Source organism: Natrinema soli, from assembly GCF_028618695.1.
Genome location: NZ_JAQIVI010000132.1, coordinates 31,145 through 57,121, shown reverse-complemented (window position 1 = coordinate 57,121; position 25,977 = coordinate 31,145). Strand labels below are relative to the sequence as shown.

Annotated in this window: 22 protein-coding genes and 6 pseudogenes; 14 read left to right on the top strand and 14 right to left on the bottom strand. The window is 58.0% G+C overall.

From position 1 onward, the window contains the following. The first annotated feature begins 124 nt into the window (after positions 1 to 124). Positions 125 to 919, top strand: a complete 795-nt coding sequence (locus tag PGX04_RS08910) for a GNAT family N-acetyltransferase (protein ID WP_273738174.1) — start codon at positions 125 to 127, stop codon at positions 917 to 919. A gap of 11 nt (positions 920 to 930) precedes the next feature. Here the strand turns inward: PGX04_RS08910 and ade are convergent, their stop codons facing one another. Both ade and PGX04_RS08900 read right to left on the bottom strand, forming a co-directional pair. Next, a complete protein-coding gene (ade, locus tag PGX04_RS08905; protein ID WP_377042399.1) occupies positions 931 to 2,697 on the bottom strand; it encodes an adenine deaminase in 1,767 nt (588 codons plus the stop codon). 234 nt (positions 2,698 to 2,931) lie between these two features. Beyond that, the gene (locus PGX04_RS08900; RefSeq protein ID WP_273738172.1) at positions 2,932 to 4,317 is read right to left on the bottom strand and encodes a uracil-xanthine permease family protein; all 1,386 of its coding nucleotides are present in this window, start codon (positions 4,315 to 4,317) and stop codon (positions 2,932 to 2,934) included. A gap of 289 nt (positions 4,318 to 4,606) precedes the next feature. Here PGX04_RS08900 and PGX04_RS08895 point away from each other — a divergent pair, with 289 nt between their 5' ends. Beyond that, entirely contained in the window at positions 4,607 to 5,827 is a 1,221-nt protein-coding gene (locus PGX04_RS08895) for a molybdopterin molybdotransferase MoeA (protein ID WP_273738171.1), read from the top strand. Positions 5,828 to 5,871: 44 nt separating this feature from the next. Here the strand turns inward: PGX04_RS08895 and PGX04_RS08890 are convergent, their stop codons facing one another. After that, positions 5,872 to 7,071: an MFS transporter gene (locus PGX04_RS08890; RefSeq protein ID WP_273738170.1), complete on the bottom strand. Its 1,200-nt coding sequence runs from the start codon at positions 7,069 to 7,071 to the stop codon at positions 5,872 to 5,874. A gap of 134 nt (positions 7,072 to 7,205) precedes the next feature. After that, positions 7,206 to 8,597 (bottom strand): NCS2 family permease, encoded by a 1,392-nt coding sequence (locus tag PGX04_RS08885; RefSeq protein WP_273738169.1) that lies wholly within the window; start codon positions 8,595 to 8,597, stop codon positions 7,206 to 7,208. A gap of 204 nt (positions 8,598 to 8,801) precedes the next feature. Between PGX04_RS08885 and cofC the strand changes: the two are divergent. Then, positions 8,802 to 9,450, top strand: a pseudogene (cofC, locus tag PGX04_RS34575) (2-phospho-L-lactate guanylyltransferase). 25 nt (positions 9,451 to 9,475) lie between these two features. Continuing rightward, positions 9,476 to 9,856, top strand: coding sequence for a Rid family detoxifying hydrolase (locus PGX04_RS08875; protein WP_273738167.1), 381 nt, complete (start codon positions 9,476 to 9,478; stop codon positions 9,854 to 9,856). A 73-nt stretch (positions 9,857 to 9,929) separates the two neighbouring features. Here PGX04_RS08875 and PGX04_RS08870 read toward each other — a convergent pair whose 3' ends face one another. Next, entirely contained in the window at positions 9,930 to 10,166 is a 237-nt protein-coding gene (locus tag PGX04_RS08870; protein WP_273738166.1) for a sulfurtransferase TusA family protein, read from the bottom strand. 143 nt (positions 10,167 to 10,309) lie between these two features. Here PGX04_RS08870 and phnD point away from each other — a divergent pair, with 143 nt between their 5' ends. Continuing rightward, positions 10,310 to 11,200 carry a phosphate/phosphite/phosphonate ABC transporter substrate-binding protein gene (gene phnD / locus PGX04_RS08865; RefSeq protein ID WP_273738165.1) on the top strand — a complete coding sequence of 297 codons (891 nt, stop codon included), beginning with the start codon at positions 10,310 to 10,312 and terminating at the stop codon, positions 11,198 to 11,200. Then, the gene (locus tag PGX04_RS08860; protein WP_273738164.1) at positions 11,187 to 12,017 is read left to right on the top strand and encodes a phosphonate ABC transporter ATP-binding protein; all 831 of its coding nucleotides are present in this window, start codon (positions 11,187 to 11,189) and stop codon (positions 12,015 to 12,017) included. Before phnD ends, PGX04_RS08860 begins: the two co-directional genes overlap by 14 nt. A gap of 145 nt (positions 12,018 to 12,162) precedes the next feature. Here PGX04_RS08860 and PGX04_RS08855 read toward each other — a convergent pair whose 3' ends face one another. Next, on the bottom strand, positions 12,163 to 13,491 hold the full coding sequence (locus PGX04_RS08855; protein WP_273738163.1) for a 5'-deoxyadenosine deaminase: 1,329 nt from the start codon (positions 13,489 to 13,491) through the stop codon (positions 12,163 to 12,165). Between the two features lie 455 nt (positions 13,492 to 13,946). Further along, complete coding sequence (locus PGX04_RS08850) at positions 13,947 to 14,129, bottom strand: 30S ribosomal protein S17e (protein WP_273738162.1); 183 nt, start codon at positions 14,127 to 14,129, stop codon at positions 13,947 to 13,949. A gap of 638 nt (positions 14,130 to 14,767) precedes the next feature. Between PGX04_RS08850 and PGX04_RS08845 the strand changes: the two genes are divergently transcribed. Continuing rightward, positions 14,768 to 14,932 carry a 30S ribosomal protein S17e gene (locus PGX04_RS08845; RefSeq protein ID WP_377042442.1) on the top strand — a complete coding sequence of 55 codons (165 nt, stop codon included), beginning with the start codon at positions 14,768 to 14,770 and terminating at the stop codon, positions 14,930 to 14,932. A 266-nt stretch (positions 14,933 to 15,198) separates the two neighbouring features. Here the strand turns inward: PGX04_RS08845 and PGX04_RS08840 are convergent. Next, positions 15,199 to 15,546 (bottom strand): annotated as a pseudogene (locus PGX04_RS08840) (transposase domain-containing protein); the annotation flags it as partial. Positions 15,547 to 15,725: 179 nt separating this feature from the next. Between PGX04_RS08840 and PGX04_RS08835 the strand changes: the two are divergent. Together PGX04_RS08835 and PGX04_RS08830 are read left to right on the top strand one after the other, a co-directional pair. Next, positions 15,726 to 16,109: pseudogene (locus PGX04_RS08835) on the top strand (transposase domain-containing protein); the annotation flags it as partial. A 249-nt stretch (positions 16,110 to 16,358) separates the two neighbouring features. Next, a pseudogene (locus PGX04_RS08830) lies at positions 16,359 to 17,318 on the top strand (IS630 family transposase); the annotation flags it as partial. A 296-nt stretch (positions 17,319 to 17,614) separates the two neighbouring features. Here PGX04_RS08830 and PGX04_RS08825 read toward each other — a convergent pair. After that, on the bottom strand, positions 17,615 to 18,382 hold the full coding sequence (locus tag PGX04_RS08825) for an IclR family transcriptional regulator (RefSeq protein ID WP_273738160.1): 768 nt from the start codon (positions 18,380 to 18,382) through the stop codon (positions 17,615 to 17,617). Positions 18,383 to 18,438: 56 nt separating this feature from the next. Beyond that, positions 18,439 to 19,074 (bottom strand): IS6 family transposase, encoded by a 636-nt coding sequence (locus PGX04_RS08820; RefSeq protein ID WP_273738159.1) that lies wholly within the window; start codon positions 19,072 to 19,074, stop codon positions 18,439 to 18,441. Positions 19,075 to 19,491: 417 nt separating this feature from the next. On the opposite strand from PGX04_RS08820, the pseudogene PGX04_RS34570 reads away from it, so the two are divergent. From PGX04_RS34570 to PGX04_RS34100, 4 genes and pseudogenes are all read left to right on the top strand, one after another. Further along, positions 19,492 to 19,716: pseudogene (locus PGX04_RS34570) on the top strand (KR domain-containing protein); the annotation flags it as partial. A gap of 13 nt (positions 19,717 to 19,729) precedes the next feature. Then, positions 19,730 to 19,933, top strand: a pseudogene (locus tag PGX04_RS34565) (SDR family oxidoreductase); the annotation flags it as partial. 214 nt (positions 19,934 to 20,147) lie between these two features. Then, complete coding sequence (locus tag PGX04_RS34105; RefSeq protein WP_337959455.1) at positions 20,148 to 20,489, top strand: FAS1-like dehydratase domain-containing protein; 342 nt, start codon at positions 20,148 to 20,150, stop codon at positions 20,487 to 20,489. Positions 20,490 to 20,644: 155 nt separating this feature from the next. Beyond that, positions 20,645 to 21,085, top strand: a complete 441-nt coding sequence (locus PGX04_RS34100; RefSeq protein ID WP_337959454.1) for a MaoC family dehydratase — start codon at positions 20,645 to 20,647, stop codon at positions 21,083 to 21,085. Here the strand turns inward: PGX04_RS34100 and PGX04_RS34560 are convergent. Beyond that, a complete protein-coding gene (locus PGX04_RS34560) occupies positions 21,003 to 21,548 on the bottom strand; it encodes a Rossmann-fold NAD(P)-binding domain-containing protein (protein ID WP_377042440.1) in 546 nt (181 codons plus the stop codon). The genes PGX04_RS34100 and PGX04_RS34560 overlap by 83 nt on opposite strands. Before the next feature lie 748 nt (positions 21,549 to 22,296). Further along, positions 22,297 to 22,506 (bottom strand): hypothetical protein, encoded by a 210-nt coding sequence (locus PGX04_RS08805; protein ID WP_417582480.1) that lies wholly within the window; start codon positions 22,504 to 22,506, stop codon positions 22,297 to 22,299. A 136-nt stretch (positions 22,507 to 22,642) separates the two neighbouring features. Between PGX04_RS08805 and PGX04_RS08800 the strand changes: the two genes are divergently transcribed. Further along, positions 22,643 to 23,716, top strand: coding sequence for a phosphotransferase family protein (locus PGX04_RS08800; protein WP_273738157.1), 1,074 nt, complete (start codon positions 22,643 to 22,645; stop codon positions 23,714 to 23,716). 559 nt (positions 23,717 to 24,275) lie between these two features. Here the strand turns inward: PGX04_RS08800 and PGX04_RS08795 are convergent. Both PGX04_RS08795 and PGX04_RS08790 read right to left on the bottom strand, forming a co-directional pair. Continuing rightward, on the bottom strand, positions 24,276 to 24,449 hold the full coding sequence (locus PGX04_RS08795) for a hypothetical protein (RefSeq protein WP_273738156.1): 174 nt from the start codon (positions 24,447 to 24,449) through the stop codon (positions 24,276 to 24,278). A gap of 567 nt (positions 24,450 to 25,016) precedes the next feature. Further along, positions 25,017 to 25,814 carry an enoyl-CoA hydratase/isomerase family protein gene (locus PGX04_RS08790; protein WP_273738155.1) on the bottom strand — a complete coding sequence of 266 codons (798 nt, stop codon included), beginning with the start codon at positions 25,812 to 25,814 and terminating at the stop codon, positions 25,017 to 25,019. Between the last annotated feature and the right edge of the window lie 163 nt (positions 25,815 to 25,977).

The window sequence follows — 25,977 nt, the reverse complement described above, 5'->3', positions numbered from 1 at the left end:
TGTTGCCACGAGCGTCTGGCGGCGTGTCCGTTCGAGCAACTATATACCTCGATTCCGATGGTACTGTCGATAGCCGCGGATTATAGGCAGCATCCGGACTGCAAACCGTGGTGCAGGAGAAACTATGCGTGAAAATTCGAGTCCAACTGGTGGCGTGATACGGTCGAGTACAGCGTCAATAAACGAGATCACCAACGAGGAACGGCGGACCGTCTACGAGTACGTCGTCCAACACGGTCCAGTTCGTCCTCGTCGCCTGCAGGAGGAACTGTACCCCAACGACCGGCGCGCAATCGATCACCATCTAGCGCTCCTCACGCAAAAGGGATTGCTGGTCGAGACTGACGACCTAGTCCGTGTGACCACCGACCTGAACCGCGTGGCGGAGTCGATAACGGTCGGTCTCTCGCGTTTCGATTCGCTCGTCGAATTTCGGCCGGCAACCGATGCCGATCGGGCGGAACTGGTCACCGCCATCCGTTCGATGGCCGGCGAACAGCCGTCTGTCGAAACGACGTCGACCATGGCAACGGCGACGGACGACGGGACACTCCACCGGCGCGATTCGGCGGGTGAGTGCGCGGTCTATGTGGCGACCATCGAGGACACGATCTGTGGGTTGGTTCACGTCGACGCGACGGCCCGGTCGCAAACCGCCCACACGGCGACCGTCACCGGTGGCGTCGTGGAATCGCGACGCGAGGCGGGGATCGGGACCAGACTGTTGGCTTACGCTCGGCAGTGTGCCGACCGCTGTGGCTATGAGAAACTGTATCAGCACCTTCCTGCCACGAATCGGCGGGGAATCGATTTTCTCGTCGACCGCGGCTGGACCATCGAAGCGACGCGCAACGATCACTACCTGCTGGATGGGTCCGACGTCGACGACGTGATCATGTCCGCTACGGTCGACTGGTGAGCGACAGTGCGTCAGGGCTCACTGACGCTATCGTCGGGAGCCGACCGGTCGACATCAGGGGAGCCCTGTTCTCCGGCGTGCTCTGACACCATCACGTCCACGTACTGGCCGTTCGTGACGTCTACGAGGCCGTTGTTCGTGAGTCGATACGTCGGAATCACCTCGAGGGCGAGGAAGGAGAGTTCCATCAGTCCAGTTTTCGCCATCCCGATCCCGGCAGTGTGGGCCTCTACGGTTTCGAACTGCTCGTAGACGGTTTCTATCGGCTCGTTCGACATCAGGCCAGCAACCGGGAGCGCGAGTGAAACGAATTCATCGTCGACTGGATCGTACGCGACGACGCCGCCGCCTAACTCCTCGAGTTTGTTTGCGACCGCCGCCATGGAGGCGTGATCGACGCCGGCGACGACGCAGTTGTGCGCGTCGTGAGCGATCGTTGACCCGACAGCACCGCGGTCGAGTTCTAACCCGTGAACGAAGCCGCGGCCGACTCCTCCGTTCCCACCGTGTCGCTCGATGACAGCGAGCGAGAGCAGGTCTTCGTCTGGATTCGGCAGTAGCGTGCCCTCCTGTACCGGGACCTCGGCGATCATGGGTTCGGTCTGGAGTCCACCGACGGCATCAATGACACGGACGCGGGCGGTGCGACTGCGGCCGTCAGGAGCCGTGATCGCGAGGTCGGACGGCGAGACTGAGGGGGACTCGACCGTGTCCGTCGGAAGGTTGGTCGCGGAAGGGGTGGTCCCGTCCTCCGTCGGATTCAGTTCACCATCGATGAGTACGTTGTCGACACGCCAAGTATCCAGATCATCGAGCAGCACGAGATCCGCCGGTGCACCCGGCTCCACTCTTCCGAACGGGAGGTCGTAACTCTCCGCCGTGTTTATCGTCGCCATCTGTACGGCGTCAACCGGGTCTGCGCCTTCCCGGATCGCTTTCCGAACAGCGAAGTCGACGCCACCTTCGTCGACAATGTCAGTGACTTCACGGTCGTCCGTACAGAACGAGAGTCGCCGAGTATCGACCTCCTCGGTGAGCGGCAAGAGCTCGGCGAGGTTCTTGCTGGAGGACCCCTCGCGCAGGTAGACACGGAGACCGACATCGGCTTTCTCGCGAGCCTCGGCGAGCGTGATACTCTCGTGGTCGTTGTCTAGATACTGTGCGGCCTCCTGTAGCTCGTCGCCCGTGACCTGTGGCATGTGACCGTCGACAGTCAATCCGCGCTCCCGTGCGGCGCGAATCTTCGCGTGGACGTCTTCGTCTCCCGCGACCAACCCGGGGACGTCCATTACTTCGCCGAGCGCGATGACGTTCGGTTCCTCAAGTAGATCGGTCACCATTTCGGCGGGGAGTGTCGCCCCACAGTCCTGGAGGTCCGACGCTGGGACGCTGGAAGGGACGGTGAATCGAGCCTTCAACGGCGTCTGTTCAGCGTCTTGAATGACGGCGCGGACGCCTGCAGCGCCGACCACGTTTGCTATTTCGTGGGGGTCGTGTACGACGCTCGTCACGCCGTTCGGGACGACCGCTTCCGCGTACTGTGGAAGCGTCACCATGCTCGATTCGACGTGCATGTGAGCGTCGATGAGTCCGGGCGTGACGTAGTTCGCGTGGAGTTCACGTTCGGCGGGACGCTCTTCCAGCGCGACGATGATCCCGTCGTCGATCGCTACGGCGCAATCCTCCACGTTTCCGGTGTTCACGTTGACTAACGTCCCACGGACGAGGGTGTCAACGCGTTCGTTCACGATACATCCCCACGTTCCAGAACCTCTCATCCGCCGCGTCTTCGCAGAATCGGCGATGAGACCGTTCGGTGACTGCGACACGGTTGAACTGCATAGCGGAATGTCCAGTTCGATCGTGAAATAGATTGCCATGTTGTAGCATGACTGACCGACTGGCAGTACACTCCGTATGAGTACACCAGACCATTGCGAACGTAAGCGACATACCACCTAGACGGCAGTAGATGGCCAAGAACTCTGTTTCAAAGAAGCGAAATTGTCGTATTAATCTTCGGACGGTCCAACTGCATCGGTACCGAGACCTTCGTCAAGATCACCCGTCGTGGCTGTGTCTTGAAGATCGGCTTCCGTCTCGCGTGGGACTAGCGTGTTGAGCAGGACCGCCGTGATGGCAGTCATGATGATCGCGTTTCCGAAGAAGATCGTTGCCTGGTCCGGCAACGCGCTGAGCGCATCGGGTCGGACCTCGACGCCGAGGCCGGCACCGATCGAGGTTGCCATGATGACCATGTTCCGTCGGTTCAACCGTTCGTTCAAGAAGATAAGGCGAAGACCGCTCGCCATCACCATTCCGAACATGACCAGCACGGCACCACCGAGTACCGCGCTCGGAATGGTCGTCACGACGGCACTAATTTTCGGAACGAAACCGAGAACCAGTAGGACGACACCGCTGACACCGACGACGTAGCGACTCATAACACCGGTGAAGTTGATGAGACCGACGTTCTGAGAGAACGTCGTTAGCGGGAACGCGCCGAACAATGCGCCGATCGAGCTGCCGATTCCGTCGACGAAGAGTCCGCCCGTCACCTCGTCTTCGGTCGGGGTGCGCCCTTCGGCGGCCGTGATGCCGGAGATGTCCCCGACGGATTCGATCGCTGCGGTGATGTGAATGGCGGTGAACGTCAGGATGGCCACCGGTTCGAAGGAGAATCCGAACCGACCCGGGACGGGAACGGCGAACCAGCCCGCATCCGCGACCGGCGAGAAGTCGACGATACCAATCGCGATCGCAGCCACGTACCCGACCATGAGCCCGGCCAGGATGCTCAGTGTCCGTAAGGCGCCGTCCGTGAAGAGATTCAGTCCAACGGTTACGACTATGACGAGCAAGCCCAGACCGAGGTTGTGGTACGCGCCGTAGTCGGAGGCGCCAGCGCCACCCGCGAGGTAATCCATCCCCACCGGGATCAAGTAGAGGCCGATGATCATGACGATAAGGCCGGATACCAGCGGCGGGAAGAAGCGTTTGACCCGTCTGAACTGCCATCCGATCAGTACCTCTACCAGCGCCGCGATGACGATCGCGCCGAAGACGGCGTCGAGACCGTATTGGCTTCCGATGGCTATCGCCGCGCCGACGAACGCGAAGCTCGTCCCCATCACGACGGGTAAGCGGGACCCGACGGGACCGATAGGGAACACCTGCACGAGCGTCGCGAGTCCAGAGAATACGAGCACCATCTGAACCAGGAACGCCGTGTCAGCTGAGCCGACACCGATGCTTCCTCCGACGATGAGTGCTACCGCCGTCGCCGGAACGATCATGGCCGCTACGTGCTGGACACCGAGAAAGAGCGCCTTGATCGCCGGTGGTTTGTCTTCTAATCCGTACGCCAGTTCGATGGAACCGTCTCTCTCTGACATGTGCTGTCAATTCACATAGACAGGGGTTTAGCATAAATAGCTTGTTAAATATGTATTTTTCTATACAATCAACCCCTGTCTTTAGATTGCGGTTTGGCACGACGAAATCGTTCGAATGGTCGAAATCGGTACGCTGACTAGAATCGAACCTCGCGAGAGTAACAGGAACTGAACGATATATTGACGGCCTCTCTTCCCATTACGAAGAGCGGTTCCCGTTCGGAGAGCGATCCCGTTCGGCTGAAAAGCGGACGAAAGGGGTTTGTGATAATATACCCAACTCATTGTTATGGCTCACGACCACGAATCGATGCTATCTCGTTCCGAGGCCGTACGGGAGGTTCTCGACATCCTCGACCGAGCGCTGTCGAACCGCGAGACGAGAGAGTTGAGCGTCGGAGACGGCGTAGCCGAACGGTTTCTCGCAGAGTCGATAACTGCTCCCCGAGACGTTCCGTCTCACGACCACGCGACTATGGACGGATTCGCCGTCGACGCGACCGAGTCGTATCCCCTCGCGGTCAGTGAGGGAGAGATATTCCCGGAGGACGAGCCACCATCGCTAGCGGCCGGAGAAGCCATCCGTATCGCCACGGGGGCGCCGCTTCCAGAGCGTGCAAACGCCGTGCTCAAGATCGAGGAAGCATCCGTCGAAGCAGGTGAACTTGGGGGGAGTAGCCTCGAGCCGGGTACGTATACTTACGAACGGGGAAGCAACGTCTCGGCTGGTGAGGTGCTGTTTCGGTCCGGTGAACGGATGTCTGCGAAAGATCTGATTCTGCTTAGAGACCTCGGTATCGAACGCGTCACCGTGTACGGACCCTTCTCTGCCGGGTTACTGGCTACTGGATCCGAGATTCACGAGGAGAAGACCGCCGATCTCGACTCGCCGATGCTGGCCGCGCTCGTCCGTTCGTGGGGGCATAGGGCCACGATCGAGGGAACGGTTCCTGACGAATACGAGGAAACGAGAGACCGAATCGCGCAGCTGGCCGACGAACACGATGTGGTCATCACGACTGGCGGAACGAGCGTCGGCAAGAAGGATTACGTTATCCGAGCCCTGGAGGCGTTGGGCGAAGTAGAGTTCCATCGCGTGCGGATTCGTCCCGGCAAACCGATCGCAGTCGCGCGACTCCCCGATCACGATGCGGTCGCCTTTGCGATTCCGGGAAAGCCAGTCGGTGCGCACACGATTGCGACACTCGTCATGCGTTCGTTCTTCGTCGGCGAGACGGAGCCGATATCGACGGTTGAGGCGTCCCTCACGAGCGACGTCGGTATCGGAACGAGTGGATTCGAGTACGCTGTGCCGGTTACGTTGGACGAAGGGAACGCCGTCCCCTTGGGCCACGTTGACTCTCCGCTTGAAGTCTACGACGAAACGTTCGATCCTAGTGTCCTCTCCTCGAGTACGCGTGCGACGCGAGCTGACGGCATCGTCCTCACGGAGTCCGACCTGTCGGCGGAGGAGTCGGTCCGCGTGATCCCGTATTCGGTGCTCGAATAGGTGACCGTAACCGACAGGGGGAAGACTGCGGAACGATCGGATCGCTATCGACGACTGAGAGCCAGTAACACGAGTACACCGCCGACGAAAGACGCCATTCCGCAGCACAACAACAAGAAGCGATAGCCGGTCACCGGTTCGTCGAACGCGGCGGTCGCGATACCGGTGAACGTGATCGGGCCAACGGTCTGTCCGAGCCAGAGCATACTCGTCAGGATGCCAAGCATGCTCGCGCGGAATTGGCTCGAAACGAGACCGACGGCGGACGTATCGAGAGAAGGCATCACGAGCCCAAATCCCAGGCCGAAACAGAGCAACATCGCGCCGATCAGTACCGGCGTGGACGCGGCCCAGACACCGAGGAGGCTCACGCCGAATCCGACGAACCCGAGGGGGATCAGTTCCTTCGGGTCGAGGGAACGAGAGATGCGCCCGTACTGCGACGCCACGGCCGCGTTGGCGATGGAAACCATACTGAATAGCATCCCGATCTGTCCGGCGGAAAAATCGTGAACGTCGCTCAAGAGTAACGAAAGCACGGTTAGAATGCCGCCGTAGAACAGGAAAAACGTGAGAAAGGCTACGGCCCAGAGGCCGAGCGCTCGTGGGACAAGGACCGCGGAGAGAACTCGTGAAACGTACGTTCTCATCGCAGGCGGATCGTCTATCGACGGTTCCTCGAGCGTAAAGAGTGCGATACTCCCGACCACGAGACTGAGTCCGAAGAATACGAACGGGACGTTCCAGCGGACAGTGGCTAACACGCCACCGAGTAGTGGATACGTGGCGGCACCAATGCCGATTGCACTGCCGTTTATGCCCATGACTCTGTTCCGTTGTTCGCCGCCGTAGAAGTCGCCGATAAGCGTTATCGCCAGCATCATCAGCCCACTTCCACCGATTCCCTGCACGAATCGAAGGGCCAGTACACCGCGAAACGAGGGGCCGAGGGCGATACCGCCGCCAGCGAGACCGAAGAGAAATAACAGGGGAAGGACGACCGTTCGGCGTCCCAGTCGGTCGGACAGTAGCCCGATAAACGGCGTCAGGAACACACCGGGGACCGTATACGCCGTGATTATGAGGGCAATTTGCGAGTCGCTGATCCCGAACACGGTGCGGAGGTCCGGTAAAATAGGGCTGATCAATGGCACGCCCATCACCCCGATGAGCGAACACGCCAGCACCGTCTGCAAGCTGGTGGACGACCAGGGAACGTCTCCGCGTACTCGGTGGGATGTCATTGATAACGTGAACCGGTGGTACAGCCGTGATCGCGAGCCGACGCCAATTGTGTCTCGTCTTTCCGATAGCGATACTACCCTCCCAGACTACTTGGGTCGCAGTACCGCCCGACACTCGGAATGAGAAGCGGTCGCTATCCCATCACACCCCCGGAGGTCACGTAGAAATAGAGGACGAACGCTCCCGCAAGCACCCACTGTGCAGTGTGGATGTCTTGGTGGTCCCCTTGGGCCGTTTTGACGATCGGATAACTGATGATCCCCGCCGCGATACCGTTGGCGATCGACGCCGTCAGCGGCATCATCACCATCGTCAGACCACCCGGGATCAGCCAATCGGACTGTTCCCAGTTCACTTCGGTGATGCCCTCGAGCATGATCAGACCGACGACGACCAACGCTAAGTATGACGCGTACGTCGGAATGGCAGCGACGATCGGAATCGCGACGAGCGAAAGCAGGAACAGGAGGCTGATGACGAGAGCGGTCATTCCGGTCCGGCCTCCCTCTTCGATTCCCGTGGAACTCTCGACGTAGGTCGTGACAGTCGTCGTTCCGACTATCGCCCCGAACGTCGTTGCGATCGCGTCCGCCATCAGCGGTTTCTCCATCTCGGGCAGGTTCCCGTCGTCGTCCAGAAACCCGCCGAACTGAGAGACGCCGATGAGCGTTCCGGCTGTGTCGAAGAAGTCCACGAAGAAGAACGTGAACACGACGATCATGAACGTCACCGGTTCGATATCCTGGAACCCTTGCAGGAATGCGCCGACGAGCGGCGTGATATCGTAGTGTGGTTCGGGGATCGCGCCGGGGGTGAGGAGACCACCGTTGACTACACCTGCTGCCGTCAACCCCCAGCCCGCAAGGGCCGTTGTGAGGATGCCGATGATGATCGAACCGGTCACGTCGCGCGAATAGAGTATGAGCGTAAACGCCAGACCGACGAGGGAGAGAATCGCGACCGGGTCAGAGGCGACGTTCCCGAGAGTGACCAACGTTGAATCGTGTGCGGTCGCTATATTCATCTCGATAAGTCCTAACAGGAGAAGGAACAGGCCGATACCGGCCCCGACGGCGAACTTGACCGGTTTCGGGAAGAACTCGATGATGTACCGGCGCGCGCCGACCGAGGACATTGCCATGAAGATGAGTCCCTCGACGAACACTGCCGCAAGCGCGGTCTGCCACGGGACACCGAGCGTGATTACGACGGTGAACGCGAAGTACGCGTTGAGCCCCATTCCGGGTGCGAGTCCGAACGGTCGATTGGCATAAAGGGCCATCACAGCGGTGCCCACGACCGCTGCGAGAATCGTCGTGATCGCGATCATCTGGAACACCTGCCCGTCAGAGTAGCCGTCGATATTGATGGCCGCGGAGAGGATAGCAGGGTTAATGACAATAATATACGACATCGTCAGAAACGTCGTTATCCCGGCGATCACCTCTGTTTTCGTATTGGTACCGTATTCTTCGTAGCCGAAGAAGGACGCCACCTTCGACTGTTGCTCGTTAGACTCTGTCACACGTGGTGTGGTGTGGCATGACCTGATAGTACTTCCGGATAACATAAATAGCAACAACGGACAATCGGCATCACTCCAGTGATCGCGGTTTGCCAGATTTGTGTGCTAGATACGAGCCACAGTCACAGATTGTGTCGGGAGCGATCCGATACCAGAACGCGGAGATTGATGATGCCGTACCGGTAACCACGAGAGAGAATCGCCATGCGAGTCATCGTGCCATTCGACGGTTGGACCCGAAAACGAGGCTTTCGACACTCCTCAATCGCGGCGATCGGAACGAGTTCGCGCGGGCAATGTTGCGAGATGTCGTCTCCGTCGTTCAGAACACTGGAAAGGATCCGCTCGTCGTCTCTTCGACGCCGCTCGAGATCGGGGACTGTCCCATATCCGTCGATGAACGGTCGCTTTCGCGTGCCGTCAACGAACAACTTCAGGCCGCTTCGACGGCAGTAGCGGTCGTCATGGCCGATCTGCCGTTAATTACGGACACAGCACTCGAGCGACTGTGCACTAGGGAGGAGGACGTCGTGCTCGCGCGCGGCAGCGGGGGCGGAACGAACACGCTCGTTTCCCGCACGACCGGCTTTGAAGTCATTATCACGGCAACTCCTATCTCGCCCATCGGTCCATAGCGCGCGAAATAGGAGTCGCGCTGGCGGAGATCGATTCGTACCGTCTCACAACCGACGTCGATGAACCGGACGATCTCGCAGAAGTACTGCTTCACGGAGAAGGGCATGCGACCCAATGGCTGCGCAATCAAGGCCTTCGGCTCGCATGGGGAACCGGCCACAGACGTCACACACGAGCCATCCCAGTAGTCGTCTCTCTTGTCAGAGAATACTATTAAGAGGGAAGCCTGGGTCTCTATCTGTATGAAGCGAGTTATCAGTTCGAACGATGCTCCAGAGGCAGTCGGTGCGTACAGTCAGGCGACGACCGATGGCGAACTCGTGTTTACCGCCGGTCAGATTCCGATGACGCCCGACGGTGAGTTGCTCTCCGACGAACCGATCGCCACGCAGGCCGAACAATCTCTCTCCAACATTCAGGGAGTTCTGTCGGCTGAAGGGCTGGATATGAGCGATATCCTGAAAGTAACCGTGTTCTTGGACGATATCGACGATTTCGAGGAGATGAACGACACCTATAGCGAATTTTTCGACGATGAGTCCCCCGCCCGTAGTGCCGTCGAGGTCGCAAATCTCCCGAAAGGAGTCAGTGTCGAAATCGAAGCGATCGCGTCGAGCGAGTGAGTTGACGGCCAGGGAACTGCTCACCGAACCCCGCTTCCGACTCAAGGTCCCGCACTAATTCTGTGCCGGGTCGTTACGATTTTGCTGCGCTGGTTACGCGAATTCGCAGCGCAAACTCTGACTCGGAGTCCGTCGTGGCCGCTGTCGATACGCCATACCCGTGTTTGTGACACGAGCGTCGGATGGTCCGCTCTGCCGGCGGATAATCCCCGACAACGGTGAGTTCATCACCGGGTTCGAGCGCCTCCAGACATCGTTTCACGATTAACACCGTCTGGGGGCACACTGTGCCACTCACGTCGATCTCCATATAACACGACAACGCACACACACCCATAACGTTGTCCCAGCACCAAACAGCACGAAGCGGCACCCGGCTATCTACCGGAGTCCGCCTCCGGAAGATTGCTGTCACGACAAGCTATTATACACCTCTCGAGATAGACAGAACCTGTGACCACTGCTAGAACGAGACGGGCGGTTCTCGGATCAGTTGGGTCTGGCCTCGTCGGCGGCTGCCTCCAGAGCGGGCAGCGTTCCCCGACGCTCACTATGGGAGTCATTCCGGACGTCGACCCCGACACGGCTATCGAGCAAAATACCGAACTCGCGACGTATCTCGAGTCCGAATTGGACATGACAGTCGACCTTCGCACAACGACGGATTACGCCGGCCTCGTCCAGGCGATGACGGCTGAACAGGTCGACCTCGGCTACTTCGGGGGCGTCTCCTATATTCTCGCTCACCATCGGGCGAACGCGACACCGATCGTCGTGGGTAGCAAAAGCGGGACGATCGACTGGCACTCCGTGTTAATCGCACATGAGTCGACGGCCGTCACCTCGATGGAAGACGTGAAGCGGACCGCCGATTCGTTAGACCTGGTTTTCGGCGATCCCCTCAGTACTAGCGGAACGGTGATGCCAACCTATTATCTGCGTCGGCGTCACGACCTCCTTCCTGATCGGGCGTTCAAATCGCTCACCCACGTCGGGGCCCACGATGCCGTCGCGGAAACGGTGACCGGCGGTAATAGCGATATTGGCGAACTCAATGCCCGTATTTACGACCGGCTCGTCGAGACGAGTTCCGACGACGGAACGATCACTGAAGTGTGGCGAACGCCCGGGTTCGCCGACTACCCTTGGGCAGTCAATGACAGCCTGGGCGAGGGGACCGTTTCGGGAATCAGTGACGCCTTCATCAGTCTCGATGAGAATGGGAGAGATGGCATCTTAGGCCAGCAGAACGTCGACAAGTACGTTACGACCGGGCATGAGGATTTCGAAGCGTTAGGTGACGCTGTCAGGATGATGGGGCTGCTGAACGATGACAAGAACTGAGCAATACCGCGAGTTGCGATTCGACGGGGTAACCAAAACATTCGACGGGGACGTCGGCGTCGAGGACGTGACGCTTAGCGTCACTGCCGGAGAGCGGGTCGCCATCGTCGGTCCCTCGGGCGCCGGAAAGACGACACTGCTTCGGCTTGCGAGCGGTGCAGTGACTCCGGACAGTGGCACCATCCGACTCGACGACGACCATCTCCGTTCCGCAGACGTCGCACACGTCTATCCCGGTCACACGCTCGTCGACCGGCGGACTGCGCTGGCCAACGTGCTCGTCGGCAGTAGTTCGTCTCGCTCCTGGTGGCGCGGGTTGTTCGAACCGCTCGCGCCGCGAGATCCGGCCCCGGCACTCGAGTTGCTCGACCGCGTTGGGATCGGCGAGAAGGCAGACGCGCGAACTGATACGCTTAGCGCGGGTGAACGCCAGCGAGTAGCATTCGCTCGAGCGCTGATGCAGGAGGCACCCGTCATCGTCGCGGACGAGCCGACGGCCAACCTCGACCCATCGTCGAGCACCACCGTCCTCGACGTCCTCGACGATGTTGCGGGGAGCCGGACCTTGCTTACCGTCCTCCACGACATGGACCTCGCAGTCGCTCACTACGACCGGATTGTCGGAATCGTCGATGGTTCGGTTCGATTCAATCGACCGACAGAGAGCACCACAGCCGCCGAGTTGAAGGAGTTGTCCGCCCGAGACGATGCGAACACTCCTGCAGGTCACGTTACCGAAAATCAGTCGTTCGCAGACGCAGATACGCCGAAACAGGGTACGGAGAAATGGTACGTCCCAGCGCGATACTGGAAATAACGGCTAGGGGCGATGCGGTGCGTTCGTCGTCGCGACCCTCGACGATCCCTAATTTGCGGCCGGCTGTCACGAGTCACGTACTTGCTCAGTAGACTAGTTTAGTCGCTATTGAGAGCGACACCACAGCAGAAACAGTCGTCCGGAGTCACGGTTTCACTTCCTTCGCCGCCTCGCGGTTAGACTCGAGCGAGAGCCCAACATCGTCTGCCTGCTGGCGAATGGTTTCTGCATCGACGGTCGTTACTTCGCCGTTTTCGACGAGAACGTTGCCATCGACCATCGTGAACATCACGTCCTCCCCGTGAGCGCCGAACACGAGGTGAGAGAGAACATCGTGTAACGGCGTCGCACGCGTGATGTCCGTCCGAATGCCCACGATGTCGGCGCGCCATCCTTCACGAATTGCTCCCAGACGGTCGAAACCGGCCGCTTTCGCGCCGTTTATCGTGGCCATTTCGAATATCTCGCTGGCAGGAGTTACGGTCGGATCGAGCCGATCCACTTTCTGCAGGAGGCTCGCCTGTCGCATTTCCGTGAACGGATCGAGAGTGTTGTTACAGGGTGGCCCATCGTTGCCGAGCGCGACGTTGATATCTCGGTCGAGGTAGTCCCAGATGGGGGCGATGCCGCTTGCGAGTTTCATGTTCGAGGACGGACAGTGGGTGACGTGAGTCCCCGTTTCTTCGAGAACCCGTCGCTCGCTTTCATCTGTCCAGACACAGTGGGCGAGGACGACATCGTCGCCGGTGAGACCGACCTCATCTAGCCAATGAATGTTTCGCATCCCGGTATCTTCTTTGACGGTTTCGATTTCACTCTGGTTCTCGCTCGCGTGCGTATGTATTCTGACTCCCTCGTACTCGTCGGCGAGCTCGCGAGCACCGCGCAGACACTCCTCGGTACAGGAGACGGCGAACCGCGGGGTGACGGCATACCGAATGCGGTCGTCGAACGAACCATGGTACTTCTCGATGAGGCGTTCCGACTCTGCCAGTGCAGCCGTCGTCTCTTCCAAAAGTCCCTTCGGTGAGCGGCGATCCATCATTACTTTGCCGAGGACCCCCCGAATGCCGATTTCCCCCGCGGCCTCGAACGCCTTGTCCGCGTGGTCAACGGAGAGGTGGTCGACACACGTTGTCGTTCCGCTTTCGATCATCTCGAGGTATCCGAGCTTCGCAGCCACTTCCATCTCCTCGGCCGAAAGCGATGCTTCCATCGGTAGAATATACTCGAACAACCAGTCGAGGAGTTCCGTATCGTCGGCGATTCCACGTCCGAGACTCTGTACGGAGTGAATGTGCCCCCCTACGAGGCCAGGCAGAAGAACGTCGTATTCCTGTTGCTCGTGATCGGGATACCGATCAACGAGATCATCTCGGTTTCCAACGCTCTCAATAACCGAATCATCTACGACGACGGCACCGTCACGGATGACGGTACTCGAGTCGACGATTACCGTGCCAGCAATCAACATCTGTTAGCATTTACCACATATATCTCCAAAAAGCTTTCTTCTTTTTCTCTTCGAGACGGTCGGGTCTCGATGACGCTGTCGGCTCCCTTGGAATCGAGCGTATAGAATGTGTAGCTGTTTCGTATCGAATATGTGGCTTTGCCGTCGTGTACTCGTGAACTGTAGGAACAGTTCCCGAATACCAAGGTTAACACGCTTAGTGTGTTAAAAAGGGCCGCCGTATCCGGACCACGACTGAATGTTCCGTTCTCGATCAGACGCTGATACGCAATCGTCCGTCAGCGCAATTTCTCTCGAACGAGCGAGACTGATGGTGAACAGTATCGTTATATACACAACTGCGCTACTGCTGAAGGTTGGAGCAGTGCACGAATACGTGCACAAAAACGGCACTGGACGTGGGCTAGACGAAAGCTAGATCACAAAATCGACCCGCGAAAACGAATGCCATCTCATTAGTTTTCGGCCCGCTTCCGGGTTATGTACCCAGCGATCCGGTTTCGAATCCGTGTCGACCCGACGTTGGTCATCTTCCCCACTACCTGATTATTCGTACTGAAATCGTTCGTGAAGGATTCGGGATGTTGACGTAACAACCGGTCACCGATGCTGATAATATCTTCTGGTTCTGCCGTCATCAGTTACTGCCTTCGATCATTTTATCCTTAAGTGCTTTGGTTGAACAATCTCTTATCGGTTCTTTCAACGAAAATCGACACATCTCAGTTGCTTTCAATAGCTTACGTATGGCTACTACCGTTGGCGACATTCATATGCAGCATTATAGTTATCAACACAATCGTTAAGCGGAAACCGAGTCGCTGGCTCTGTGATCAGTGAGACGAACGTCGTAGTATTCGACGAATTTTATCAGGTCATACTGTATGAGCTCTGTAGCAATTTCGGGTTCAACCCCGGCCGTGATCTCATTCTCGATCGTCCGTAGGAGACAGTCTTTTGCTCGTTCCGTCAGTTCGTCGAAGTGGCAAACGCGAGTCTGTTTGGCGGGTGTTTCTCTGCTAGTTATCGTGACGGCCTGTGTCATGGTCATCGCTCTCACCCCACTTTCTGGCTAGAGGATAATTAGTATACCGGCGACACATGGCACCTTGAAGACCGACCATCACTGCCTGCAGAGAGTTCGATTCCACAATCGGCATCACAATCGCGTCCGCTCGCAAAGTCAAATTGTTATCAATTACCAACACAAAGTTTGCCAAAGAACTATTGACTATGCTATCGTGCTATCACTATGCCCTCGAATGGCAACGAAATTATGTCTATCGGTGATTCGCTAATTGAACAGCATCCAAGCACTTTCACCGACGACTTCGAGGAAAACAAGGTTCATGTCGAACAATTAACCAACGTAGAAGCCAAGCGGGTGAGAAATCGTATAGCTGGTTACATTACTAGAAAGAAGAAAGAGCGTAACATATAGTACGATCGCCGCTGGTCCCTCTCAATAGGGTTCAGACATCCAGAGGAAAACCATTTCCAGAATCGTTTCAGGTCACCCTTTCTTTCAAGATAGTTCATCCGCGGGCGTAGCTCTAGTCCAGCAATCGGCGTGCTCAGAGAGAGAGAGTCTGAAAGCGAACTGGGAGGAGTCCTAGTCCCACATCAAGATCGGTTAGATCTACGATTCTAACGCGTAGGTGGCACTGTCTAGTTCTGAACCTCAACTGGTGTTTTTCTATCGGAATTTTAACTCGTTCTTTGCTGGTTGCAGTAATGTACAGACTGTTCAAGGCACTCGCAGACGCTCGCCCGACTGCCCACCCACGAGTTATGAAAGCGGTCAATGCACATTTTGGGGGTGTGAAACTACTTTTCGATGAGGTTACGGTCGGTATAGTTGATCCGACCACTCAATCCTACTCGTAAGAGGGCAGTCCGATAGCCGAATCGATCGACGAGAAACTCAGCCTCGGAGAGACCGTATTTCTCTCGGAATTTCTGGAGAAATGCAGCCGGATCGGTGCCGTGCCGACCAAACAGCGCGTCCTCGAGAATCAACTTCGTCTCGATGTCTATTGCAGCGTACAACCGCGACCCTTGACGGCTTCGCCGTCCTCAGAACGGTTCGCGTTCTGATGTCGAGGCGAATCAACGATTCGCCGACCGTTGGAGAGCAGAGTTCTCCAAGAGGCCGTACGAGAGCGTTGCTCTCGTAGACATCGGCGGATCGCAACCGCTGTCAGCCAGCCGATTCCCAATTCCAGATCGTTCTTATGGAACGGAAGCGGACACCACGTCAGCTGATAGAGTTCGGTATTCGACTCCATCTTGCTGGTCTCTCGCTTTCGAATACCGTTCGAGAATTGGAGGAATTTGGTGTTGAACACAGTTGCAAGGCAGTCCATGACTGGGATCACAAGTGTGATCTACAGCCGGCAGATGATGAGAAGTCGAATCACGTTGCGGTGGACGAAACGGTAGTTCAACTTAACAAATATCGCTATTGGCTGTACACTGTTGTCGATCCAAAAGCGAACAATATTCTCCAGATACGGCTATATTCGACGACTACGACTGCGTTGACAGATCGGTTCCTACAAGAACTCTCTGAAAATCTCGACGTCGACAACACCATGTTTTTCGTCGATTCAGGACCATAGCTGAAAGTTGCACTCAACCGACATGACCTCCGATTTCGACACGAGCAAGTCTGTCCGACCCCACGAGGGGTGCGAGCGTACCAGCGCTCGTGCTAGCACGATGGAAGTCGAAGATGAATTCACCCGTGATGTCTGTGGCGAATCGTTTGACAGAAACGTCGAGATTGCAGCCCATATGCGTGCTCATCAGGTATCGGTACCTATAGTGTCCGTTAGAATTTTCTACTCGGAGGGTTGCTAAACGGAGTGGATAATCTCGACGAGATCTCTGTCGAGGAATTGCAAGATGCCCTCGATAACGTGGAGGGAAAGAAGCTGACACAACGGATCTTAGCAGAGATAGCATACAAAAACGGCGTTTATGCAGACTGAACTAGCCGAGTGGTACGGCGTTCAGCGATGGACAATCTGTAGCTGGCTCAAGCGACTCGACAGACGAGTCGCTTGAGCAGGCTGTTACTAATGCTCACCGATCTGGAAGAAAACAAAAGATCACAAAAGATGATTAAAAAGCGTTCGAAGAACTGTCCACGAATCATCTGCGGAAGTTAGCTTTGACGCGCCGTCGCTCGTCAGTAGTATCTCGACGAGACGTACGATGTCGAGTACGCAATCCCGAATTGCGGGCGGCTGCTCAAAGAAGCGGGATTGAGCTATCAAAAACCACGCCGTACAGCCGCCGAGTCTGAGTCCGACGAGCAAGAACCGTTCTGCGAGGAACTCAAAAAAGCGGCGAGAAATGGACACCACAGTAGTCTGTATCGATCAAACCAAGAAATCTGTGCAAATTGAGCCACGTGGTTTCCGTGCGGCACACGGCTGTCTGTCGAATTATCCGGCCAACGCGACTGGACGGGCCTCTTGGACGCGATCACCGTTCTCGGTGATCGCTTTTTCACTCGATTCGAAGGGTACGTTACTGCCGATCACGCGAAACATTTCATTCTCACATTATGCAAAGAGTTCGAAGATGATCTACTCGTTGTGTGAGATTGAGCGTCGTACTTTCAGGCGTCGGCCGTCACGGACCTGACAGCCCGTGACGACCTCGGATCCATCACATTGCCGGCGTATTCGCTGGAACCAAATCCGGTCGAAGAGTGCTGGCGACAGCTGCAAACGCCTCTCAGTAACCGGTTCTTCGACTCACTTGGCGAATTCACAATAGCGATCGATACCGCTCTCGAGCAACTTTCTGTGCCAGAAGCACCGTCTTGTGACATTGATTCTCTCCTCGGGGGTGAGAGGATTCTACGATGTCAGAGCATAACCGCACTAACGAGCCGCTGACGCCGCAACAACGTCTCGAACCACCGAATCCCCGTCTCATTGATGAGGGAATCGCGACGATCAACGACGTAGAGAACGAATGTTATATTGACGAGGAGAGCGACTGCGATCGTCCGTTCGAAACGGATCAGAGGTTTACGGGTGGGACAGGCTGAGTTCCTCGGGGACGATCTCCAAGGCGATTCACCGCGTCGGCGCGTCGAGACGCGGGATTACGAGTACTTCATGTCCAGTTCGAGTTCGTTCGCCGTGCCGAGGAGGATGTTTGGGATCGTCTCCTCGAGGCGCTCTCCCTGCACTCGGTGGGTGGGGCCCGAAACGCTGAGCGCGCCGAAGACGCCGCCGTCCGGACACTCGATCGGGACGCCGACCGCTCGGAGACCGGGGATCGTTTCCTGATCGTTGATGCTGTACCCGCGTTCTCGGATCTCCTCGAGCCCCGCATAGAGCTCGTCCTCGTCGGTGATCGTGTTCTCGGTCAGCGCTGGCAGTCCGTGGCGGCGGACGATTTCCCCGACGCGTGCTTCGGGGAGGTGGGCAAGGATTGCCTTCCCTGCGGCCATCGACTGAAGTGGCCGATACTTGCCGATCTCGGAGTTAGTCTGGACGGCGTGCTCGCCTGCTTCCCCGAACACGTATACGGCTTTCCCGTGTTCCTCGACGACGAACTGCGCTCGCTCGTCGGTCTGCTCGGCGATCTTGCCGACCTTCTGTCTCGCCATCTCGTAGGTATCGGTTTGCTTTCTCGTCTGTTCCCCTAACTTCAGGAACCGAAAACTGATTCGGTACTCGCCCTCCTCCTTAACGACGTACTCAAGCTCCTCAAGCGTGGCAAGATGCCGATGAACGGTGCTCTTCGCGAGGCCGAGTTTAGCCGCGATTTTGGTGACTCGACCACCATCCTCACGGGCCAACGTTTCGATGATCTCGAACGCCGTCCCTGTCGCCTTCACCGTCCCTGGGTCGGTGTACGTTGACATGGCAAGCGATACCCCATCTTAATTGATAAATATTCCGTATGCTCGAACGGCATTGTTCAGATTAGCTGATTCCAGCAGTATGCGTAGCTCTGCAACCATGTTTCAGCGGTTGCTGGATCGGCGTTTCTGAAGCAGTTTCCGAACTGGGTAGTACGTCGTTTTATCTCTTTGAATAGACGTTCGACGGCATTCCGATTTCCATGTTTTTCGTATCGAAATCGGAGCCCAAGGTGATGGAGTGCAGCTTTAAGCCACGGAGCTGAATCGACGAGAAACACGGCGTCTTGGACATCGTGTTTCTCTCTCAGCTCACTCAGAAACATCTCAGTAAGTGCGGTTGTACGCGTTGGATAAAACTTGACGTGGAGAAATTTGTTCGTTTCGGGATCGACAGCAGCATACAGCCAGTAGCGCTGATCGTCAAGTTGAATCACAGTTTCGTCGAGCGCAACGTGATCCGGCTGACTTCCCGTTGTCGGCTGTAGATTGGCTTTCTGTACCCAATTATGGATCGTCGATCTCGCCCGTTTGATACCTAATCTCTCTAAGACAGAAACAGTATTCGAAATTGATAACTCCGATAAATGGAGCTGGATACTCAATCGCATCAGCTCACGCGGTGTCGCCTCTCGCTCCACAAAATCTAATTGAACGCCGCTACTAGAGCCGTTGAGGCGGCTGGATTCGGGCATGGACACCTAGAATTCTGACCGCCTCTCTTTTCAGACCTTATCTGAACAGCACCGCTCGAACGGCAACGCAGGTCCCGGTGTCCTCACCCGATATCGGATGATCGTACCAATCTTCCGTCCGGAAGACCGCGTCCGACGAACGGCTGTCCTACCGGACTCCGTGGACCGAGTTGCGGGTTTCGGCGGATGCCGCCACCCTCGAGCGGCTGGGCGCCGTTTCCTCCGGATCCTACGATACGGAACCAGCCGGTAATACCCGTTTTCTGGGGGATTTATTGGATATTACGGGGAGTATTGTACTGATGTTATCTGACAAGGTGATCATCGTGGCCGGTGGCGGCCACGGGTTCGGAGAGTATACAGCGATCGAACTCGGCGCTGCTGGTGCGACCGTCGTCGTCAACGGTCTCGGATCCGATGTTCACGGGAAGGCGAAAGCACGGAACCGGCCGAGGAGCCGTCGACGCGGTCGAAGAGGCCGGCGGGGACAGAATGGACCACTTCGGTGACATCAGTTCGACCGAGTACACCGAGCGACTGGTCGCCGACACCGTCGACGAGTACGGCCGGGTCGACGGCGCCGTCAACTTTGCCGGGATCCTCAACGACTTGATTCTGTATCGGATGACCGACGAGGAGTGGGACAGCGTGATCGATGTCCATCTGCGAGGCCACTTCGCCTTACTCCGAAATGGCGGGAAGTCGCGCGCGAATCGGACATCTCGAGGACGGCCGGTCGTTTCTCTCCGTCTCGAGCCGCTCGGCGCTCGGGAACGTCGGCCAGTCCAACTACTCGGCGGCGAAGGCGGGCGTGCTCGGTCTCACGAGGGCCGCGGCGAAGGAGCTCGGCCGGTACAATGTTCGAGTGAACGCCCTCGTTCCGACAGCGTATACGCGGATGATCGAGGACATTCCGGACGGCCAGCGACGCGGTCGGCTTCGTTTCGGACCCGGAGGTCGTCCGTCTCGGCTATCAGAACGGCGGTTGGACCCCCGAGGACATCGCCGAGCGGTTCACCGACGAGATCGGACAAGGACTGTCCCTCGACAAGTCCGAGGACGCGTTCTGAGCCGTGCCGTCGAAATTACTCGACGCGCTCGAGGAGCAAGTCGGGTGGACGGTGACGACGGTCGAGGACCTCGTCGTCGAACCCGGAAAGGTCGAAGAATTCGCGCGAGCGATCGAGGACGACAATCCGGCGTTCCGAGACGAGGAGGCCGCTCGCAAACAGGGCTACGAGACGGTTCCGGCTCCGCTGACGTTCACCCGGACGGCCTATTTCCCGCGAAACCGTCCGACGGCGTCGGCCTCGATCACGGATTCGACCTCGGGTTCGACCAGTCTCGAGTCGTCCACGGCGAACAGGAGTACGTCTACGAGCGACCGGTCTACACCGGGACGTTCTCTCCGGTGAAACGACGCTCGCGGACGTCTACCAGCGGACCGGCTCCCGGGGCGGGACGATGACCTTCGCTGTCCTCGAGACCGAGTACCGGGGCGCCGACAGCGAGCTCGTTCTCGCGGAACGGTTGACGCGGATCGAGCACGCGGCGGAACCGGGTGATGGCGATGACTGACGCCTCCGAACCACGGCTCACCGCCGGCGACGTCTCGGTCGGCGACACGGGCCCGGAAGTCGTGGTCGAGGATCTGGAACAGGGGGACTTCGTCCGGTACGCCGGTGCGAGCGGTGACTTCAATCCGATCCACTACGACGAGCCCTACGCTCGCGACGCCGGCAACGAGAGCGTCTTCGCACAGGGAATGCTCACGGCGGGGTTCACCTCGCATATGCTCACCGATTGGTTCGGACTCGACCGGATCGAGCGGTTCACCGTCCGGTTTCAGGAACGGGTGTTTCCGGGCGATACGATCACGGTGACCGGCGAGATCACTGACGTGGCCGACGGTGACGCGGACGTAATCGTCACTGCCGACCTCGAAGCGAAAACGGACGACGGGGATGTCGTCTTGAGCGGCGAAACCGTCGCGAGACTGCCGTCGGAGTGATCGGATAGCTGAAAGACCGAATCGCTCTCGCCGCCGTCGATCGGGATCGCCGATCCGGTCGACTGGAATCGATTCTACTCTGGCCGCCTTCTCCTCGTAGGAGCCGTATTCGCCATACTCGATCGGTACCTCGAATACCTCCTGCAGGTGGGGCGTCTCGTGGACTCCCGGTAGCGTTCGCGCGAACCGCCGGACCGAGGTCCTTCGGCAGCGCTTTCCCGAAGCCGCTGACGCTCGTCTGCACCGAGTTCGAGAGCACGTTCCCGCCGTCGGATCGCTTGGTCGCTATCGAAGTGATGGCGACGACGAAATCGCCGCCGTCGGCACGGAGGTCCGCCGCTTCGCCGACGAGCCGAACGACGCTCATCGTCAGCAGATCGAACGCCCCGTACCACTCGTCATCGTCCGGCTCGAGCGGGCGCATCGGCGTGGGTCCGCCGGCGCTGGTCACGAGGTGGTCCAGACGACCAAACTCACCGAATCGGACGCTCGAAGGCCCGGGCTATGGAGGCTGGTTCGTGCCCCATCACACACCAAGAGTTTCCCGGCGCTCGTAACGCTTCCCTTTCGGACAACGTCCGGGAGAGCTTCAGATCGCGGCTCCGCCCGGCGTGATTTCGATTCGACGAACTGCACCGATTTCGAATTACCGAACGGTATGTTCCGGTGTTTCCCATCGGTCATTCGCGTTGAACCACTCATACGGTCGGTACACGAATACCTCTCGCTCGAAACTATCGTTCCTTAATACAGAATTTCAGGATCCGCGTTACCGCTACCCGTACACGTCCAGGCAGTTGTATTTTACAAACATACTGTTGGAAAGCAGGTTGCCGGCCGATCCGCACACCCGCCCCCGATTAATAATCCATCAATATATAACGTAGTATAGTATATTTCATCATATTTTTCAAGAACAATCCGTTTAGGCCGAGTTCCGTTGTAGCGAACAGACATTGTTCGCTGTCCCGCTGACCAAGGTCGGTATGTGAACGTCGAGACGACCGTCACGGAGACGTCGTGCAGGTTGCACGACGTCTGAAATTCCCCAGAGGCCGAATAGCGTGCGGTTGACGCCGCCGATGGAGAACAGCATCGAACCGGTGACCCACGTCCGCCGCTCGCGCAAGATGTCAGAGAGGGGGCCCGCGCACCTCGCGAAGCGTGAGCCGCAAGTGTTCGGGAACGCCCTCGATAGGCGGCAATCCCGCTCACTCGGGCATCTGTGGGGCGAAGAGAGTACGATCCTTCGCTAGCTCCCACGTCGCCTCGATATCGGACATCGGAATCACGTCATCCGAGGCAAGCGCTTTCCGCTCTCGCGGGATGACGGCCTCGTCCATGAACGATTCGACCCGTCCGACCTCGGTGACCGTCTCGGAGTCGTGGTTCCCCATGAATTTGGTGATATCATATACCACTGTGAATCCTCCGAACGGCCAGGGATCCGAACGATCGGATATATAAGCGATCCGTGAGTTATTTGACGCTCCGGATCGCACGTCGTGACATGGGTAACCGAGTTCCCGGCACCCTCGAAAGAGGTGGCGGCAGGCGATGAGCGACGGCCACGACGAGTTCTTCGACCGACTTGTCGATCGGGACCGGCTGCGGACTTACCTCGAGTCCGCGCTCGGTCCGGTGGACGAGTTCGAGGTAGAGCGCCACCTCGATGGACAGTCCAACGAAACGCTGTTCGTCACGTGGGGCGATCGCGACCTCGTGCTCCGACGGCCGCCGCCGGGAGAGACCGCCGACACGGCACACGATGTCCTCAGGGAATACACGGTGATGGAAGCGCTACAGGAGACGTCCGTCCGGGTGCCGACGACGGTGCTGGCCGTCGAAGACGAGGACGTCATCGGTTCCGAGTGTTACCTGATGGAACGCGAGAACGGCGTCGTTATCAGGGACGAAGAGCCGACGCGGTTCGCCGAACCACGACACCGCGAGGCGATCGGACGCCAACTGATCGACATGCTCACCGAGATCCACAACGTCGACTACGAAGCCACCGGACTCGGCGAGTTCGGATCGCCCGCCGGCTTCACCCAACGGCAGATCGATCGGTGGGAATCGCAGTACGAGTGGGCCTTCGAGGTGACCGAAGACGATCGGCCGGTGCCCCACATCGACGAGGTGACGTCGTGGCTCCAGGCGAACGTTCCCGAGGAGTACCCCCACACGCTCGTTCACGGGGATTACAAACTCGACAACGTCATGTTCGCCCGCGAGACGCCACCGGAGATCGCTGCCGTTCTCGACTGGGAGCTATCGACGCTCGGCGATCCATTCACGGATCTCGGCTGGCTCCTCATGTTCTGGCCCGAAACGAAAACGGAGACCGATATCTTCGGCTCTCCGGGGGGCAGGGAGTTCCAGCTGGCAGAGGGTTATCCATCGCGCGACGAGCTCGTCGAGTACTACGAGTCCCAGACCGGCTACACGTTCCGGAACGAACGGTTCTATCGCGCACTGGCAATCTACAAGATCGGTGCGCTCAGCGAGATGTTCTACCGGCGGTACCTCGAGGGGAACGCGGACAACGAGACGTATCCACGGATGGAAGAGCGGACGGTGGCCCTCGTAGACTGGGCCCGCCGTATCGTGAACGGCGAGGAACTCGAGTGATGGCACGGCGCTCCTCTATCGTCTCATATGCCCGCATCATCTGATTCGATAGCGGCGGTCTGAAGTCCGCCGACCGTGGCCTCTCCGAACCTCACAGCGGCGGTGATCTCATTGGAGAGCCGGGCTGCTCGATACCCACCGGTCGACATCGAGAAGTGAAAGAAGCGGAGAGAAGGCAGATATTTCTGCAGGAACGGTGGATGCCTCGGCTGTGTCCAAGAGCTTCAGGTGCGACTGGCTGGATAGTCACCAGGGATCTATCAATCGGTCCTGTCGGTGCTTTGGGGAACCACCTCACGTTGTGTGGCACCACAGGTCAAGGTATAACGACTGATACCAGTAATATTTTCTTTATTCTGGCGCGACCCCATACGCTATCACCGGCGCCCCTGGACAGCGAAAACGGACCTTGAAGCTTTTAATATCGAACCCGCATGATTTAGTGGTCGTCGAAGTGCCACCTCATCCACGGGAATCACTCAACGACACACTTCTGAAGAACAAAATCCAGCTCCGGTAACCGTTCGGAGACGCCCTGGTCAATCATCGAGATTAGGTGCTACATCGACTCGACGGGGAACGTGAACGCGTGTTCCCGAACGACGCCCGGGTTCCGGTGTTCGACATACGGAACGAGGTCATCTAGCGTCTCGGTTACGTGCGAATCCGTGTCGACGATCGTTAGGTCGTCCAGAGAGCGAACCAACTCGGATTTGCCTTGAGTCTGTGCCATTCGTTGACGAGTCTATGCTATGATAGCGTATTTAGTAGTAAGGGTGAGACGCGACTTGATAATTAGTCGAGCGGCAGGACCTCTGAACGGTGAGGTGGCGTCGTTCACGGCATTCGGCAATCGTCGAGGCTTGTGGACGCGGCGTCGGTTATTTTGCGCTGCAGCCGTAACCAGTTGGTATGGAACGCGACTCTGGCCCGGACGAGCTCGGTGTCGAGTCGCTGCGATTACGGCCGCCAGGTCACTAGTCCGAGGATCCGTACGAGGACGACGATGCCTCTGCGCTCCCGGACTGGTGGGAGGAGGCAATTCGTCAGTTCGAAGCGAACGGGCTTAGACTCTTTCGCCCCTCTCGGTTCAAGGATGGCCCCGTTGGACTCCACGTCACACACGTCGTTATCGACGGGCGACTCCTCAATCCCGACGTATACGAGACCGAGAACGTGTTGAATGAGAGTGAGTACATCGATTCCTTCGCGGCTTCCTCGTCGGTGTGGAATGGTTGGGGATCAATCCAGTTTTGGGTCAAAATCGGCCGAATCGACTGCGAGCGGGCTGAGCGATGGTTCAGCGACCGCTGAAGCCTGGTTCGCGGTCCGCTCGAAATGCGGCGACGCCTTCGTCGTGATCAGCGGTCCCGTAGGCGACGTTCTGCGCTTCTGCTTCGCGTTCGACCGCTTCTCGTATCGTCCCGCCGTACGATCGATCAATGTTCCGCGCGGAGAATCCGAGCGAGATCGTCGGACCAGTCGCGATCTCATCAATCAATTCGGCCGCGTCCGACTCGAAATCGTCCGTTCCGTACACGTGATTTATCAGGCCCAGCTCGTGGGCCCGTTCGGCAGAGACGATTTTTCCTGTGAGGGCCAGTTCCTTCGCGACGTTCCAGCCGACTTCCCGGGGAACGAGAAACGATGTCGCGAAGTCCATCGACAGGCCGACGTTTCTGAACACGAGTCCAAACGCCGCCTCGTCGCTCGCCAGCTGGATATCACAGGCGAGAGCGAAACCGACGCCGGCACCGAGGCAGTAGCCGTCGATCTTGGCGACCGTTGGAACGTCGCAGTTGTAGATCCGGATCGGGATCTGCTCGCAAGATTCGATGAGGTCGCGGACGCGGTCTCGAGGCCCCCGTTCGGACTCGTCTCGGTCTTCCATCCCGCTGACGTCGCCACCGGCGCAAAACGCGTTTCCGGATCCTTCGAACACGATGCATCGAACATCGTCTCGCTCGTTGACGGCGTCCAGTGCGCTCTCGATTCCACGTTTGATGCCATCCGACAGCGCGTTCATTCGTTCGGGTCGATTGAGTGTGATCGTCGCGACTCCGTCTTCAAAGTTCGCTGATACTGCATCGTCTGACATACCACGTAGATGACCCCAGAACGTGAAATACATTATGCCCGTGCAGTTTTGCACCGAGCGGAACGCGACAGTCCCGCTTCGGAGACTGTGACACGCAGCTACCGACCTGTTCTTTCCCCGAGAACGCTGATCGTGGGAACGTTCCCCCGAGTCCATCATGATC